This window comes from Pseudomonas mandelii (assembly GCF_002251635.1).
Lineage (GTDB): Bacteria > Pseudomonadota > Gammaproteobacteria > Pseudomonadales > Pseudomonadaceae > Aquipseudomonas > Aquipseudomonas mandelii_B.
Genome location: NZ_NMOJ01000116.1, coordinates 1 through 15385, shown reverse-complemented (window position 1 = coordinate 15385; position 15385 = coordinate 1). Strand labels below are relative to the sequence as shown.

General features: G+C 61.8%; 10 protein-coding genes. 7 read left to right on the top strand and 3 right to left on the bottom strand.

The genetic code is table 11. The features are described 5' to 3' along the window. Nucleotides 1-594: an NYN domain-containing protein gene (locus tag B7L09_RS16495; RefSeq protein ID WP_094469736.1), complete on the bottom strand. Its 594-nt coding sequence runs from the start codon at nt 592-594 to the stop codon at nt 1-3. Between the two features lie 498 nt (nt 595-1092). Between B7L09_RS16495 and B7L09_RS16490 the strand changes: the two genes are divergently transcribed. The 4 genes from B7L09_RS16490 to B7L09_RS16475 all read left to right on the top strand — a co-directional run bounded on the left by B7L09_RS16490 (nt 1093) and on the right by B7L09_RS16475 (nt 5798). Beyond that, nucleotides 1093-1875: an efflux RND transporter periplasmic adaptor subunit gene (locus tag B7L09_RS16490; RefSeq protein ID WP_094469735.1), complete on the top strand. Its 783-nt coding sequence runs from the start codon at nt 1093-1095 to the stop codon at nt 1873-1875. Further along, nucleotides 1872-3191, top strand: a complete 1320-nt coding sequence (locus B7L09_RS16485) for an efflux RND transporter periplasmic adaptor subunit (RefSeq protein ID WP_094469734.1) — start codon at nt 1872-1874, stop codon at nt 3189-3191. Before B7L09_RS16490 ends, B7L09_RS16485 begins: the two co-directional genes overlap by 4 nt. Beyond that, the gene (locus B7L09_RS16480) at nt 3192-5288 is read left to right on the top strand and encodes a biotin/lipoyl-binding protein (protein ID WP_094469733.1); all 2097 of its coding nucleotides are present in this window, start codon (nt 3192-3194) and stop codon (nt 5286-5288) included. It abuts the gene before it with no gap. Nucleotides 5289-5300: 12 nt separating this feature from the next. Continuing rightward, on the top strand, nt 5301-5798 hold the full coding sequence (locus tag B7L09_RS16475) for a GNAT family N-acetyltransferase (RefSeq protein WP_094469732.1): 498 nt from the start codon (nt 5301-5303) through the stop codon (nt 5796-5798). A gap of 123 nt (nt 5799-5921) precedes the next feature. On the opposite strand, the gene B7L09_RS16470 is transcribed toward B7L09_RS16475, so the two are convergent. Then, a complete protein-coding gene (locus B7L09_RS16470) occupies nt 5922-6233 on the bottom strand; it encodes a DUF6916 family protein (RefSeq protein ID WP_094469731.1) in 312 nt (103 codons plus the stop codon). Between the two features lie 50 nt (nt 6234-6283). After that, on the bottom strand, nt 6284-6871 hold the full coding sequence (locus B7L09_RS16465; RefSeq protein WP_094469730.1) for a phage tail protein: 588 nt from the start codon (nt 6869-6871) through the stop codon (nt 6284-6286). A gap of 242 nt (nt 6872-7113) precedes the next feature. On the opposite strand from B7L09_RS16465, the gene B7L09_RS16460 reads away from it, so the two are divergent. From B7L09_RS16460 to B7L09_RS16450, 3 genes are all read left to right on the top strand, one after another. Continuing rightward, nucleotides 7114-8685, top strand: coding sequence for a glycosyltransferase family 39 protein (locus B7L09_RS16460; protein WP_094469729.1), 1572 nt, complete (start codon nt 7114-7116; stop codon nt 8683-8685). A 126-nt stretch (nt 8686-8811) separates the two neighbouring features. Beyond that, nucleotides 8812-9648, top strand: coding sequence for a sulfotransferase family protein (locus B7L09_RS16455; protein WP_094469728.1), 837 nt, complete (start codon nt 8812-8814; stop codon nt 9646-9648). A 51-nt stretch (nt 9649-9699) separates the two neighbouring features. Further along, nucleotides 9700-15385: Ig-like domain-containing protein (locus B7L09_RS16450; protein WP_141213477.1), on the top strand; the 5686-nt coding region annotated here is incomplete at its 3' end.

Here is a 15385-nt window from a genome sequence, read left to right as displayed (position 1 = left end):
TCAGTGGTGAGTCGAATCCTTCAAAGAACCTGGTGATGGGCGGTTTAACTCGGCACGGTGAGGAAGAATGACCCCGACTTTCATGTCAGGAAAATCTTCTCGAATTGCTTTCAGGGCTGGAGTCATGTCTGTGTCACTGGATACCAGGACTAGCTGTTCGATTTGTTTATTAGCATGGAACTTGGACTGTCTTGCGGCTGTGCGATACATGCTGATCGCAATGTGGACATCTGTCTCTTTCTCTTCAAGCTTCCAGATGTCGACTTTGTCTTGGCGAGAGGCGCCAGTTTTTCTGTCAATGAAGCGAGGTGCTTTCGCGGGCTCAAGCTTATGGCGACCATAGTGAACGGCAACGTTGGTTGCTTTTAATGCACGCAAATAGGTGTCTTGAGCTTCTTTGGAGGCTCGGCCGCGAGTTGCAAGCTCTGGCTTGACGGATGAGGTGAAGTAATCAACCGAGATTAATGAGCTTTGGGGATTCTCGATGTAAGCGACATGGCCCAGCAAACTTTTCAGATTGAGCCATTTGTATGGCGTGCCCGCGAGTAATCCATAGAACACGTTGTAGCCATCGACAAAAAACGCGGTTCGCACAAACTCAATCCTCTGAAACGAAAAAACCGGCCGAAGCCGGTTTCTTCACCCCAACGGCCAGTGAATTTAATCTCTGCGTACGGGGTTCAGTTGGGGAATCCTAAGTCGGGTGTGTCATATACGTCAACCCACTGGCTGATCAACATTTGACTCGATTGAAGGATTTCCAGCGCCGGCGAGTCAGTTTTGATCGCCGACCTTGGTGATGGTCAAGGCGTTATCGGCCTGAGTTATTAGTAATTGCTACAGGAAGAGTGTTGAGGTGCTGCATTTCGATAAAGGTTTGAAGTGTCGATCGCTGCTCTCCGTATCGATTTTCATGGGGCGGAATATGCACCCTGTGGAATATTCCATCAAGGTTATATTTTCGATAGGTTGATACCCTTCTAGCCAACGAGACCTTTCCCGATACTTCGCTTTTCCAACAAGTGTCGGCTATCCACTTGACGCCTACCCACCCTGTCATAGACTCCGCTCATCCGTCAGGGAGATACGGTTATGCGGCGTTTTTGTGTTTGGGTTATTGGATTGACCGTTGTGACCTGCGCAGTACACGCGCAAACGCCCGCGCCAGACGATCCGTTGTTGGAAAACAGCCCCGCTGGCAGCAATGCGACAGCCAGCAGTGAGGCCCGGGGCGTGTTGCGTGCCCGGGATCAGGCGGTGCTCGCCAGTGAGTTGTCCGGGCGCATTGTCGAGNTGCCGTTCAGCGAGGGCGAGTCGTTCAAGAAAGGTGACACCCTGGCGCGTTTCGATTGTTCGGCTTACCAGGCCCAGCTCAATGCGGCGCAGGCTGCCAACCGTGGTGCGGGTGAAGAGCTGTCCCACAACAAACAGCTGGCGGCGTTGAATTCGGTCGGGCGTTTCGAAGTGGCTCGGGCCGAGGCCAAGGTCAGCGAGACGCAGGCGCAGTCNCAGGTCTACCAGGTGCAGGTTAAACGCTGCAGCGTGCTGGCGCCGTTTGACGGCCAAGTGGTGCAACGCAAGGTCAAGCGCTATGAAAGCGTGCCTGCCGGTGCGCCGTTGCTGGACGTGGTCGACAATCGCACCCTGGAAATCCATCTGCTGGTGCCGTCACGCTGGATGGCCCGGCTCAAGCCCGGTCAGACCTTCAGCTTTGTCCCCGATGAAACCGGTCAAGCGCTGGATGCCACAGTCAAACGCCTCGGCGCTCGAATTGATGAAGGCAGCCAGACCTTGTTGCTGGTTGCGACACTGCCCAATGCCAACGGTTTGCTGGCCGGCATGAGCGGCACGGCGCGTTTCGCGGAGCTTAAATGAACGCGCCCGTGGCGGGCGGTGCAGAACAGGTCTTCGCCAGGTTTCTTGATCTCGAACGCCTGACCCGCGCTGCGCGCACGCCTGCGCAATTGGCCTACAGCCTGGTCAATGACGGGCAGGCGCTGTTTGGTTTTCGTCATGCGGCGCTGTTGATTGCCGGCAAGGTGCAGGCGGTGACGGGTGTCAGTGCCGTGGACCCGAATGCGCCGTTCGTGGCGTTCGCCGAGCAAGCCGTGGCGCAGTTGTTCAAGGCCGGTGTGCTGAAGCAGGCAAGGGTGATCCCGGCGAACGTCCTCAGCGAATCGATTCAGGCCGATTGGCAAAGTCTTTCGGCGGCTCAGGTGTTTTGGCTGCCGCTGATCGATCACCAGGGCGAAGTATTTGGTGGGCTGTGGCTGGCGCGGGACCTGCCGTGGAACCCTTCCGAGCAAGTGCTGCTGTCGCAACTGGGCGACACGTACAGCCATGCCTGGTTGGCGCTGCAACCGCGCAAACCGTGGCGGCTGCGCTGGACCCGAAAACGTCGGGTGGCACTGGTCGCCGTGCTGTTGCTAGGGTTGCTGATCCCCGTGCGCCAATCGGTGCTGGCGCCTGCCGAAGTGGTGCCGTTGGCCGGGCAAGTGGTGGCGGCGCCACTGGATGGGGTGATCGCCGAGTTTCTGGTCAAGCCCAATCAGGCGGTGAAAACTGGCGACCTGCTGCTGCGTTTCGAAAGCACCACGCTCACCGCCCAGGCGGATGTGGCGGCGCGCGCCCTGGGGGTGGCCGAAGCTGAACTGAAGGCCAATTCCCAACGCTCGTTCGCCGACGCCGAGTCCAGCTCGAAGATCGACCTGCTGGCGGCCCGGGTCGAGCAAAAACGCGCCGAACGCGACTACGCCCGCGAACTGCTCAAACGCAGTGAAGTCCGCGCCGAGCGCGGCGGTATCGCGGTGTTCGCCGACGCGGAGCGCTGGACCGGCAAACCGGTGCAGACCGGCGAGCGGCTGATGGAAATCGCTGACCCGACCCAGGCCGAGTTGCGCATCGAACTGGCGGTGGGTGACGCGATATCCCTCGAACCCGGCGCGCAAGTCGCGCTGTTTCTCGACAGTGATCCGTTGCAGCGGCACTTGGCGAAACTCGAGCGCTCGGCCTATGAGGCGCAACCCACCGCTGCCGGACAACTGGCTTATCGCCTGGATGCGAATTTCGAGGGCACACCGCCGCGCATCGGTCTGCGCGGCACCGCGAAGGTTTTCGGCGACCGTGCACCGTTGGCGTTGTACTTGCTGCGTCGACCTCTGGCCGGGTTGCGCCAGAGTGTGGGGCTTTAGATGAGCCTGCCGAGCCTGCGGGCCGACTTGCAACTGTCCGTGGCGACCCCGGCCCTCGATGGCTCGCCACGCTGGACCCTCGCCGACCCGGTGCGCGGGCGCTATTTCAAACTCGGTGCCGCCGCGATGCGGTTGCTGCGTCATTGGTCGTTGGGGGATCCCGAGCAGGTATTGCGCGCCGCCAACCGCGAGCCCGGGTTGCCACTCGATGGCGCGGAGCTTGAGCAGTTGCTGGGCTTTTTGCGTGGCCATGACCTGATCAGCGCGCTTGATCCGCAACAGCGCGCCAGCTACAGCCTGAAGGCGGCCGCCCAGCGTCAGACGCTGTGGCAGATTCTGCTGCACCAATACCTGTTTTTCCGCATTCCCCTGTGGCGCCCGGACGCGTTTCTCAATCGTGCCTGGCCGTGGCTGGAACGCTTCGGCCCACGCGCGCTGCGCTATGGATTGCCCGCGACGTTGGGGCTTGGGGTATTTCTGGTGTCTCGGGACTGGCAGCGGTTTATCGCCACTTTCCCGCATCTTTTCAGCCTCGGCGGCGCGCTGGCGTTCGGTGTGGCGTTGTTCTTTGCCAAGCTCTGTCANGAGTTCGGCCATGCCTTTATGGCCAAGCGCGCTGGCTGCCGGGTGCAGAGCATGGGTGTGGCGTTCATGGTGTTGCTGCCGATGTTCTACACCGACGTGAGTGATGCCTGGCGGGTCAATGATCGCCGCGCACGTTTAATGATCGGCGCCGGTGGGGTGATGGCCGAGTTGCTGCTGGCGTGCATCGCGCTGCTGGTCTGGTCACTGCTGCCGGACGGTCCCGGACGCACCGCGGCGTTCATGCTCGCCAGTGCCACCTGGATCACCACGCTGGTGATCAACCTCAACCCCTTTATGCGCTTTGATGGTTACTTTTTGATCAGTGATTTGTGGGAAGTGGACAACCTTCAAGGGCGAGCCTTTGCCTTGTGCCGGTGGCGGTTGCGCGAGTTTTTGTTCGGCTATGGGGCTGCGGCGCCGGAACCGTGGTCGCCGAACATGCAGCGCCGATTGCTGATCTGGGGATATGGCGCGTGGTTATGGCGTGCGGCATTGTTTTTCGGGATCGCCCTGGCGGTGTATCACCTGTTCTTCAAGCTGCTCGGGATCTTCCTGATGCTGGTTGAGCTGGTGTGGTTCATCTTCCTGCCGATTTTCAAGGAGTGGCGACAATGGTGGAGCCGGCGCGAGCAGGCGTATGCACCCCGTGTGTTGCTCAGTGGTCTGGCCTTGCTCGGACTGGTGTTGGTGCTGGTTTTGCCGTGGCGCAGTGCGGTGGAGTTGCCGACGATGCTGGAAGCGGGACGCGCCAGTGCGTTGCACGCGCCCGTCGCGGCGCGAGTCAAAACGGTGAATGTGCATGACGGTCAGGTGGTTGCGCAGGGAGAGGTGCTGATCGAACTGGAATCGCCGGACCTGGACTCGCGCCAGACCATCGTCCGGCGTGAAATCCAGATCCAGCAGTTGCAGATGCGCCGTCAGGCCAGTCGCAGCGAAACCGCCGCCGACGCCGGGATTGTCGAGCAACGCCTGGCTGAGGCGGTGGCCGACTATCGCGGGCTGGCCGCCCAGCGTGAACGTCTGCTACTGCGCGCGCCCCACGCCGGCACCGTGCGCGATCTGTTGCCGCAACTGATGGTCGGTCGCTGGCTGTCGACCAAGGATCCTCTGGCGCGTGTCGTTGAAGACGGCGCACGGTTGCGTGGCTATCTGGCCGAAGCCGAACTGTGGCGCGTGGCGCCGGGGGCCACCGGCCGGTTCATCGCCGATGATCCGATGCACCCGGCGATCGCCGTGCAATTGACCGAAATCGACACCAATGGCGCGGCCTATGTCGATCAGGAAGCGCTGACGTCCGATCACCACGGGCCGATCGCCGTGCGCCGGGATGCGCATCAACGGGCTGAACCGGTGCAGGGGCAATACGGGGCGCGGTTGAGCACCCTCGAAGCCGCACCGACGCCGATGCAGCCCTTGCGCGGCGTGGTGGTGTTGCAGGGCCGCGGCGAATCATTGTTGGGCGTGGCCTGGCGACGCATGGCCGCGCTGGGTGTCAGGGAAAGCGGTTTCTAAGGAGGGCAGTTGATGGCAACTACCGATTCAGTGGCGGCCGATGGTTTGGTGGTGCGGCCCTCGCGGAGCAGCGATGGACCTTTTCTGCAAAGTCTTTACCAGGCGGCGCGGCCGGATCTGCAGTGGATCGACGGTGAGCGGGAAGTGGTGGAGCAGGTGGTCGCCCAGCAATTTCAGGTGCAGGAACAAGGTTTGGGAGAGCGTTTCCCCAACGCGATGCATTACGTGATTGAAAAGCTCGATACCGCCATCGGTGCGCTGACCACCGATTTTGGCCCCAATGAAATTCGCGTGTTGTACCTGGCATTCATTCCACGGGCTCGCGGCCAGGGCTATGGGCGAAAGGTGCTCCAGGGCGTGCAACAAGCCGCCCAACAGATCCGCTGCCCGGTGGCCACGGTGGTCTGGGCGAGCAACCCCCATGCGCGCCAGCATTACCTGGCGCTGGGTTTCCAGGTTGAAGAGCGCAACCCGGCGGCGGAGCGGTTGGTGTGGTATCCACAATTTTGATAACACCGCTGTCCCCTGTGAGAGCGAGCTTGCTCGCGATGGCGGCGTGTCAGTCGCCATAGATGTTGAATGATCCATCGCTATCGCGAGCAAGCTCGCTCCTTCAGGAGGGCGGTGATGTGTTCAGTTGAAGGCAATGTAGAAATATCCCTTGCCCGGGTCACGCCCCATGGCCGGCACTCGGGAGACAAAAATGCCTTCCACCTGACCCAGCTCCGGCAACTCCAGCGTGCACAACCCATCCACAAACGCTGTGGGTTCCAGACTGTTGACCCCGACACTGAACGGCATGCGCTCGCTCTTGGGCATTTGCGAACGGGGTGTTTCTTCAAGCGTGTCGATATGGATCGGCAACTCACTGCCATCCGGCAGCCGCAGCGTGCCTGTCTTGCCCAGCAGGGTCTGAAAGTGTTGGCTTTGAACCAGTTGCAACATGGCGTCACTCCCAAAAAAACGGCCGGGGGATTTGAACCCCCGGCCAGACCTCAGTTACGAGAAGGGAATAACCCGTTCAAGGCGATGCTGAAGTTGAGCACCAGGTACGGGTTCATCGTTTCCATTGGCAGGCCGTTACCGGCAGACGAGATTTCCCCCGTCACGGCAGTGGCCACGCCCTTCAGCGGTACCGCCGCAGCGCCTTGCGCATCGGAGAAGATGCTCGCCGAGCCCGGGCCGCCGCCCGAAGCACCGATGTACGAGTTGGTCGCGGTGGGCGTGGTGACCGGGTTGCTCGCCGGGCTGGCCAGTTGCAGGGTCGTGGTGGCCGTCAGCCCGGACAAGGCGTGGGTGTGATTCGGCAGGTTGGTGATGGTCGCGGTGACGTTCTCGGTCCCGGAGAACTCGCCGATGACGCGCGGGGTCAGGTTCAGCCCGTTGCCTTGTGCTATCGGCATTCGGCCTTGCAGGTTGGGCAGCATGAAGTTGGTGCTGCCATTGCCGCCGAAGTTGACGCCGAGCAGGGCGAATAGCGCGTTGTATTGCTGGACCGCCAGCGTCTGGCCGTTGCACAGGGCCCAGCCGTTGGGGGCAAAGTTAAAGGCGAAAGGCTGAATAGTGCCCATGAATACTTCCATAGTTCCTTATCCCTCAGGTTAGTGTCTGAAGCGTCACGTTAGGCCCGGTTATCCGGGCGGATCGCGCTGATCAGCCGACTCCATTCATCTCCGTGGCTGGGTCACGCCAAGCCAGAGCGTAGTTGATCCCCATGGCTACCAGATGTCGTTGGTCGTAAAGCCAGCATCGACGGCGGCGCTGGCGCTGTCCTACAGTGATGACACGCTTCACGCTTTTTCACTGGCAGTCCTGAGGGGAGGCAATGGAGGCGTTCAGAGAATTGCCACTTGACGGCACCCAGGGTCCGCAAGCTCCACCCGGTGCCTGGGCGAGCGTCAAGCGCTTGCTTCGGTGGGTGCGCGAACATTGGCTGTTGCCGATCCTGGCCTTGGCCGCGCTGGTGCGTTTCTACGACCTGACGGCGGCCGCCATCTGGGGTGACGAAGGCTCCAGCCTGCTGCTGAGCCAATATTCTCTCGGCGAAATCTGGCTGCACGCCGCCCACGATGTGCACCCGCCGCTGTATTTCATGTTGCTGCACGGCTGGGTCGAGCTGTTCGGCGACGGTATTTTTTCCATCCGCACGCTCAGTGCATTGCCCGGGATTGCCACGGTGTGGCTCGGCGTCTGGCTGATGGATTTGCTTGCCACCCGGCGTGCCGCACTGCTGGCCGGTTTGCTGCTGGCGCTGCTGCCCACAGCGGTGCGATACAGCCAGGAAGTGCGGATGTACTCGCTGCTGGGCCTGTGGCTGATTGGCGCGACGATTGCCTTGGTCTACTGGATCCGATACCCCCGGCGCACGCGTTATCTGGTGGCGTATGTGCTGCTCATGAGCGCGGCGTTCTACACCCACTATTTCACCGCCCTGTGCGTACTCTGCCACTGGCTGTATCTGGGGGTGATCCGCCTGCAGCCTGGTTATCGCTTGCGGCATATTCAACGCCCCGGCTGGTGGCTGGCGAACGTGGCGATTGTGTTGTTGTACTTGCCTTGGGTGCCGAGCCTGATTGATCTGGTCCAGCACGTGGATCAGCTCAAGGCCAATGGCGATGTGGGGTGGGAGGCACCAGTCACGTTCGCTTCGTTGCCGTCGATGATCTGGTCGTTCCTGATCCAGGACGATGGCGAGAACCTGCCGACCCTGATTTTTATCACGTTACCCGTGGCGTTGCTGGCCTTGGTGTGGGTGGCGTTGGCGCGGGATCGCAGCGTGATTCGGGGCAGTGCATTGGTGGTGATCTATACCGTTTTGCCGTTTTTGCTGGTGTTTTCGGTGTCGTGGATCTCGCCGGTGTTCATCGAGCGCTACCTCACCGCCTACGCCCTCGGCCTGCCGATGATTGCCGCACTGGCCATCGATCGCCTGTACTCAGGGTTCCGGGTGCTGGCCCTGACGGTGCTGGTGTTGTTTGTCGGTGTCGAACTGGTGGGCCTGAATAACAACGCCACGGTCGATAGCAACGATCAGTTCAACGTCATGGTCAATTACGTCAACCAGCACTTCGTTGCCGGTGACCGGATCGTCACCAGCGACATGCTTTGGTACCTCAGCTATGTCTATTACAACCGCACCGACGCCAAGCCGTTGCTGTACACGCCACCGTTATCGGGCGGTGCGTCGAGCCGGCCGAATGCTTATGGCTTCGGTACATTGGTGACCCCGGACATTTACCTCGACAGCCTTGGCAATTTGCCCAAAGGCACGGGGCGGGTTTGGTTGATCGGCACTGTCGGTGTGCCGGACGAGTTTGCGCCGTTACCCGCCGGTTGGCAGAGCGTTGGCGAAACACAGGCAGGTGGCGCCAATGCGCGCGTGTTCGTCTTGCATTGAATCAGGAACAAAAATCACCGTTTCCCGATGATTTAGCTTCGATTTGATATCAAAACACTACTACTGCTACGGCCATTCATAGTCTACGCTCCGTCATACATAAAGGACTTATGACTGGGTGAAGGGATGCAGCAGTACCACTTTATCTCCGGCTTGCCGCGTTCCGGTTCCACTTTGCTCTCTGCGATCCTGTTGCAGAACCCGCGTTTTCACGCCGGCATGAGCAGCCCTGTAGGCACCCTGTTCAACGGCGTGCTGGGGCAATGCAGCGCCGGCAGTGAGTTTGGCGCGGTGATCGATACCGATCTGCGCCGGCGTTTATTGCGCGGTCTGTTCGACTCCTTCTACGCCGACAAAGCCGACAAACCGGTGGTGTTCGACACCAACCGGCTATGGAGTTCGCGCCTGCCGGCGATCCGCGACCTGTTCCCGCAAGCCAAGGTCATTGCCTGTGTGCGCAATGTCGCCTGGGTCATGGACAGCATCGAGCGTTTGTACCGCGCCAACTCCTTTGAAAACACCAAGCTGTTCGGCGACGCGATCGAGCGCAACACCGTCTACAGCCGTTGCGAAACCCTGGCCCAGCGCAATCGCCTGGTGGGGTTTGCCTGGGCTGCGCTCAAGGAAGCCTATTACGGCGAACACGCCGAGTCGCTGCTGATCGTCGACTACGACCTACTGTCCCAGGCGCCTGAGCGGGTGATGCGGCTGGTCTACGAATTTATCGGCGAGCCNTGGTTCAAGCATGACTTTGACCACCTCGCCTACGACGCGCCGGAGTTCGATCAGGCCCTCGGCGTCTCGGGCCTGCACAAGGTCAAGCCGAGGGTCGAACTGCAATCGCGGCGCACGATTTTGCCGCCGGACTTGTTCAAGCAATACGCAGAGTTGTCCTTCTGGCTCGATGGCTCAGCCAGCGCCGCCAATGTCATTCGCATGAAGGCCGATGCCGCGATCAGTTGATCGCGGCATTTTCATTTACGCGTCACGAAAGTTCGAGTCCGGGTGAGCAGCATGTGGTGGAGCAAAGGCAAGTCGCGAGTTACCGAAGGCGCACGGGCGCTGGCCTCACCCATGATCATGTCCCTGGAGCCGCGAATGCTGTTCGACGGCGCGGTTGCGGCCACCGTGGCGGACGCCGCCCAGCCTGAAAGCCATCCCACGGCCGACGCAGCCAAAGCGCCGGCGAACGATCAGCCGGTCGCCAGCAAAGACACCCACGGCCAGGCCGATGCCGCGCCCGCCACGGCACCCGTTGCCGTACCGGGGCAGAGCGTGGTGTTCGTCGATTCCCGGGTCAAGGACGCCGACAGCCTGCTCAAGGGCGTGGCACCTGGCACTCAAGTGGTTCAGCTGGACGCGAGCCGGGACGGCTTGCAACAGATTGCCGATTATCTGGACACCCATCAGGGCATCAGTTCGGTGCAGATCATTGCCCACGGCAACGCGGGCGATCTGTGGCTGGGCGACAGCTATCTGTCGGCCGACAACGTCGCGGCCCGCAGTGCAGTGCTGGCGGACATCGGCAAAGACATGAATGCCGGCGGCGACATCATGATCTACGGCTGCTACACCGCCGAAGGTGAGCGCGGCTTGAGTTTTGTCGACTCGCTGGCGCAATTGACCGGCCGTGATGTGGCCGCGTCCAGCAACCGTACCGGGGTCGGTGGCGACTGGGATCTGGAAATTGTCACCGGCAACATCGAAAGCGCCAACATGCTGTCGACCACGGCCATGAGCGAGTATCAATGGGGCCTGGCGACCTGGACCGCCACCAACAACGGCAACACGGGTGTCGGCTCATTGCGTGCCGCCATCGCCTCGGCGCAGAACGGCGATATCGTCACGTTCAGCAGCGGCATGACAGTGCAATTGACGTCCGAACTGCTGATCAGCCAGAACATCACCGTCGATGGCGACTTGAACAATGACGGCGCGGCTGACGTGATTCTCGACGGTCAGTACCGGACCCGGGTGATTGAAATTGCCGCGGGCAGAACCGTGACCCTTGATGGCCTGGTGATTACCCGTGGCCTGGTGGCGGGAACGGGCGGCAACGGTGGCTACGGTGCCGCAGGGGCAATGGCCGGGGGGATTTTCAACGCCGGCATCCTGACCCTGAACAACGTCAGCGTGACCTCCAATGCCGCTTCCGGCGGCGGTGGCGGCGGCGGTGTCACGGGTGCTTTTTACGGCGGTGGCGGTGGTGGTGGCGGCGGTTTGGGCGGCCAGAACGGTGGGCATGGTGGCTCGGCCGGGCCGGGTACCGGCACGTTGGGCGGCCAGGCGGGCAGCGCCAATGCCGGCGGCTACGGCGGCGGTTATGACGCGACGCACATGGGCGGTCGCGGCGGCACCAGCACCGGTGGCGCGGGCGGGCTGGGCGTGTCCTATTACAGCAACGGCGGTAACGGCTCGACGGCCACCAATGGCACGATTTCCATTGGCGGCGGGGGCGGTGGTGCCGGTTGGGACAAAGTCGGTGGCGCCGGCGGCAACGCGGCGGGCGGGATCTACAACGCCAGCAGCGGCACCATTACCATCATCGGCACTTCGACCATCAGCAACAACATCGGCGCCGGTGGTGGCGGTGGCGGTGGCGGTGGCCAAGGCAGCAATGCCAGCAATGGCGGCATCGGCGGCCGGGGCGTCGGCGCGATCTGGAACAAAGGCACGCTGCTGATCACGGCCGCCAACTTCGCGGCCCTGTCTGGTAATGCCGCGGCCAGTGGAGCAGGCGGTACCGCGCAGGGTGGAGGTACAACCGGCACTTCGCCGACCTCCGTTTCGACCATCTTCAACGACGGCGGTGTACTCAACACTGCTTATGCGCCGCCGCCGACCGCGACCATTGTGGTCGCTGACACCACCCTGAGCATCGGCGAAACGTCCTTGGTGACGATCACCTTTTCCGAGGCCGTGACCGGTTTCACCAACTCCGACCTGACCATTGCAAATGGCACCCTGAGCGCCGTCAGCAGCGCCGATGGCGGCATCACCTGGACGGCCACCTTCACGCCGACCGCGAGCATTTCCGATACGACCAACCTCATCATCCTGGACAACACCGGGGTGAACAACGGCCTGGGCACGGCCGGCGTCGGTACTACCAACTCCAATAACTATGTTGTCGACACCACGCGCCCGACCGTCGGCATCGTGTTCACCGACACCGCGCTCAAGGTCGGCGAAACGTCGCTGGTGACCTTCACCTTCAGCGAGGCCGTGACAGGTTTTACCAACGCGGACCTGACGATTGCCAACGGCACCTTGTCGGCCGTGAGCAGCAGCGATGGCGGCATCACTTGGACGGGTACCTTCACGCCAACCGCCAGCATCACTGACGCGACCAACCTGATCACCCTCGATAACACCGGGGTCAGCGACCTGGTCGGCAACGCCGGCAGCGGCACCACCGATTCGAACAACTACGCCATCGATACCGTGCGCCCGACCGCGACCATCGTGGTGGCCGACACCGCACTGAAAATCGGCGAAACCTCGCTGGTGACCATCACCTTCAGCGAAGCAGTCACCGGCCTTACCAACGCCGACCTGACCATCGCTAACGGCACCTTGACCGCTGTGAGCACTGCCGACGGCGGCGTCACCTGGACCGCGACCTTCACGCCGACGGTCGGCGTCCGGGACACCACCAACCTGATCACCCTGAACAACAGCGGCGTCAGCGATATTGCGGGTAACGCCGGCACCGGCACGACCAACTCCAACAATTACGTGATCGACACGCTGCGTCCGACTGCCACCATCGTGGTGGCCGACAATGCGCTGAAAATCGGTGAAACGTCGTTAGTGACCATCACTTTCTCCGAGGCAGTGACCGGTTTCACCAACGCCGACCTGACCCTTGCCAACGGTACGTTGACCGCCGTGAGCAGCAGCGACGGCGGCATCACCTGGACCGCGACGTTCACGCCGACCGCCAGCATCAACGACACAACCAACCTGATCACCCTGGACAACACCGGGGTCAGCGACCTGTCCGGCAACGCCGGCACCGGCACGACCAACTCGAACAATTACGTGATCGACACCCTGCGNCCCACGGCCACCATCGTGGTCTCCGACAGCGCATTGGCGATTGGCGAGACCTCACAGGTGACCATCACCTTCTCCGAGGCGGTCACTGGTTTCACCAACGCCGACCTGACCATCGCCAACGGCACCCTGAGCGCGGTGAGCANCNNCGACGGCGGCGTCACCTGGACCGCGACCTTTACGCCGACCAGCAACATTACCGACANCACCAACCTGATCACCCTGGACAACACCGGCGTCACCGACCNGGCGGGCAACGCCGGCAGCGGCACCACCGATTCCAACAACTACGCCATCGACACGGTGCGTCCGACCGCCACGATTGTGCTGGCCGATACCACCCTGACCGCGGGCGAAACCTCGCTGGTGACCATCACCTTCTCCGAAGCGGTGACGGGTTTCGACAACAGCGACCTGAGCGTTGCCAATGGCACGTTGAGTGCAGTCAGCAGCAGCGATGGCGGCATCACCTGGACCGCGACCTTCACGCCGACGGTCGGCGTCAGGGACACCAGCAACCTCATCACCCTGAACAACACCGGAGTGGCCGACATTGCCGGCAACGCGGGCAGCGGCACCACCAGTTCGGCGAATTACACCATCGACACCGTATTGCCGACCGCCACCATCGTGGTCGCCGACAATGCGCTGAGAATCGGCGAAACCTCGCTGGTGACCATCACCTTCTCCGAGGCGGTGAGCGGTTTCAGCAATGCCGACCTGACGATTGCCAACGGCACGTTGAGTGCGGTGAGCAGCAGTGACGGCGGCATCACCTGGACCGCCACATTCACGCCGACCACCACCATTACCGATGCCACCAACTTGATCACGCTGGACAACAGCGGCGTGCAAAACGCTTCGGGCAATGCCGGCAGCGGCACCACCAATTCCAACAATTTCGCCATCGACACCCAGCGTCCAACCGCGACCATCGTGGTGGCCGACAACGCCCTGAANNTCGGCGAAACCTCGCTGGTGACCATCACCTTCTCNGAGGCGGTGAGCGGTTTCACCAACGCCGACCTGACCATCGCCAACGGCACNTTGAGCGCCGTNAGCAGCAGCGACGGCGGCATCACCTGGACCGCGACCTTCACCCCGAGCGCCAGCATCAACGACACGACCAACCTGATCACCCTGAACAACACCGGCATCGCGGATCTGTCGGGTAACGCCGGCAGCGGCACCACCGATTCCAACAACTACGCCATCGACACGGTGCGTCCGACCGCCACGATTGTGCTGGCCGATACCACCCTGACCGCGGGCGAAACGTCGCTGGTGACCATCACATTCTCCGAAGCAGTGAGCGGTTTCACCAACGCCGACCTGAGCATTGCCAACGGCACGTTGAGCGCCGTGAGCAGCAGCGACGGTGGCATCACCTGGACCGCGACCTTCACGCCCACCGTTGGCGTAAATGACCTGACCAACGTCATCACCCTGGCCAACACCGGCGTGGCCGACCTGTCCGGCAACGATGGTTTTGGCACATCTAACTCCGGCAACTACATGATCGATACCAGGGCGCCGACTGCTACCATCGTGGTCGCGGACAATTCGCTGACCATAGGCGAGACCTCGCTGGTGACCATCACCTTCTCCGAGGCTGTCACCGGTTTCAGCAACGCCGACCTGACCGTCGCCAATGGCACCTTGACGGCAGTGAGCAGCGCTGACGGCGGTATCACCTGGACGGCCAGCTTCACTCCGACCAGCAATATCACCGACAGCACCAACTTGATCACCCTGGATAACCGCGGCGTACAAAACGGCNGCGGCAACGTCGGCAGCGGCACCAGCAATTCGAACAACTACGCCATCGACACCGTGCGCCCGACGGCCACCGTCGTGGTAACGGACAATGCGCTGAAAATCGGCGAAACCTCGCTGGTNACCATCACCTTCAGCGAAGCGGTCAGCGGGTTTACCAACGCCGACCTGACCATCGCCAACGGCACATTGAGCGCCGTNAGCAGCAGCGATGGCGGCATCACCTGGACGGCGACCTTCACGCCGACCGTGAGCGTCAACGATGCGACCAACCTCATCACGCTGGACAACACCGGGATCGCCGACCTGGCCGGNAACGCNGGCAGCGGCACCACCGATTCCAACAACTATGTGATCGACAGCCAGCGGCCCACCGCGACCATCGTGATTGCCGACCCGACCCTGAGCGCNGGCGAAACCACCCTGGTCACCGTGACCTTCTCCGAAGCGATTNCGGGCTTCGACAACAGCGACCTGAGCGTTGCCAATGGCACNTTGAGTGCAGTCAGCAGCAGCGATGGCGGCATCACCTGGACCGCGACCTTCACGCCGACCGCCGGCATCACCGACACCAGCAACGTCGTGCGCCTGGNCAACACCGGCGTGGCCGACCTGTCCGGCAACGCAGGCAGCGGCACCACCAATTCCGGCAACTACACCATCGACACCGTGCTACCGACCGCCACCATTGTGGTCGCCGACAATGCGCTGAAAATCGGCGAAACGTCGCTGGTGACCATCACCTTCTCCGAAGCAGTGAGCGGTTTCACCAACGCCGACCTGACCATCGCCAACGGTACGCTCAGCGCGGTGAGCAGCAGCGACGGCGGTATCACCTGGACCGCGACGCTGACNCCGACCAATG

What these genes read in the sequence shown, in the direction of transcription:
- B7L09_RS16485 (WP_094469734.1), top strand. Translation starts at nt 1,872, where the DNA reads ATGAACGCGCCCGTGGCGGGCGGTGCAGAACAGGTCTTCGCCAGGTTT.
- B7L09_RS16475 (WP_094469732.1), top strand. Translation starts at nt 5,301, where the DNA reads ATGGCAACTACCGATTCAGTGGCGGCCGATGGTTTGGTGGTGCGGCCC.
- B7L09_RS16470 (WP_094469731.1), bottom strand. Translation starts at nt 6,233, where the DNA reads ATGTTGCAACTGGTTCAAAGCCAACACTTTCAGACCCTGCTGGGCAAG.
- B7L09_RS16465 (WP_094469730.1), bottom strand. Translation starts at nt 6,871, where the DNA reads ATGGAAGTATTCATGGGCACTATTCAGCCTTTCGCCTTTAACTTTGCC.
- B7L09_RS16460 (WP_094469729.1), top strand. Translation starts at nt 7,114, where the DNA reads ATGGAGGCGTTCAGAGAATTGCCACTTGACGGCACCCAGGGTCCGCAA.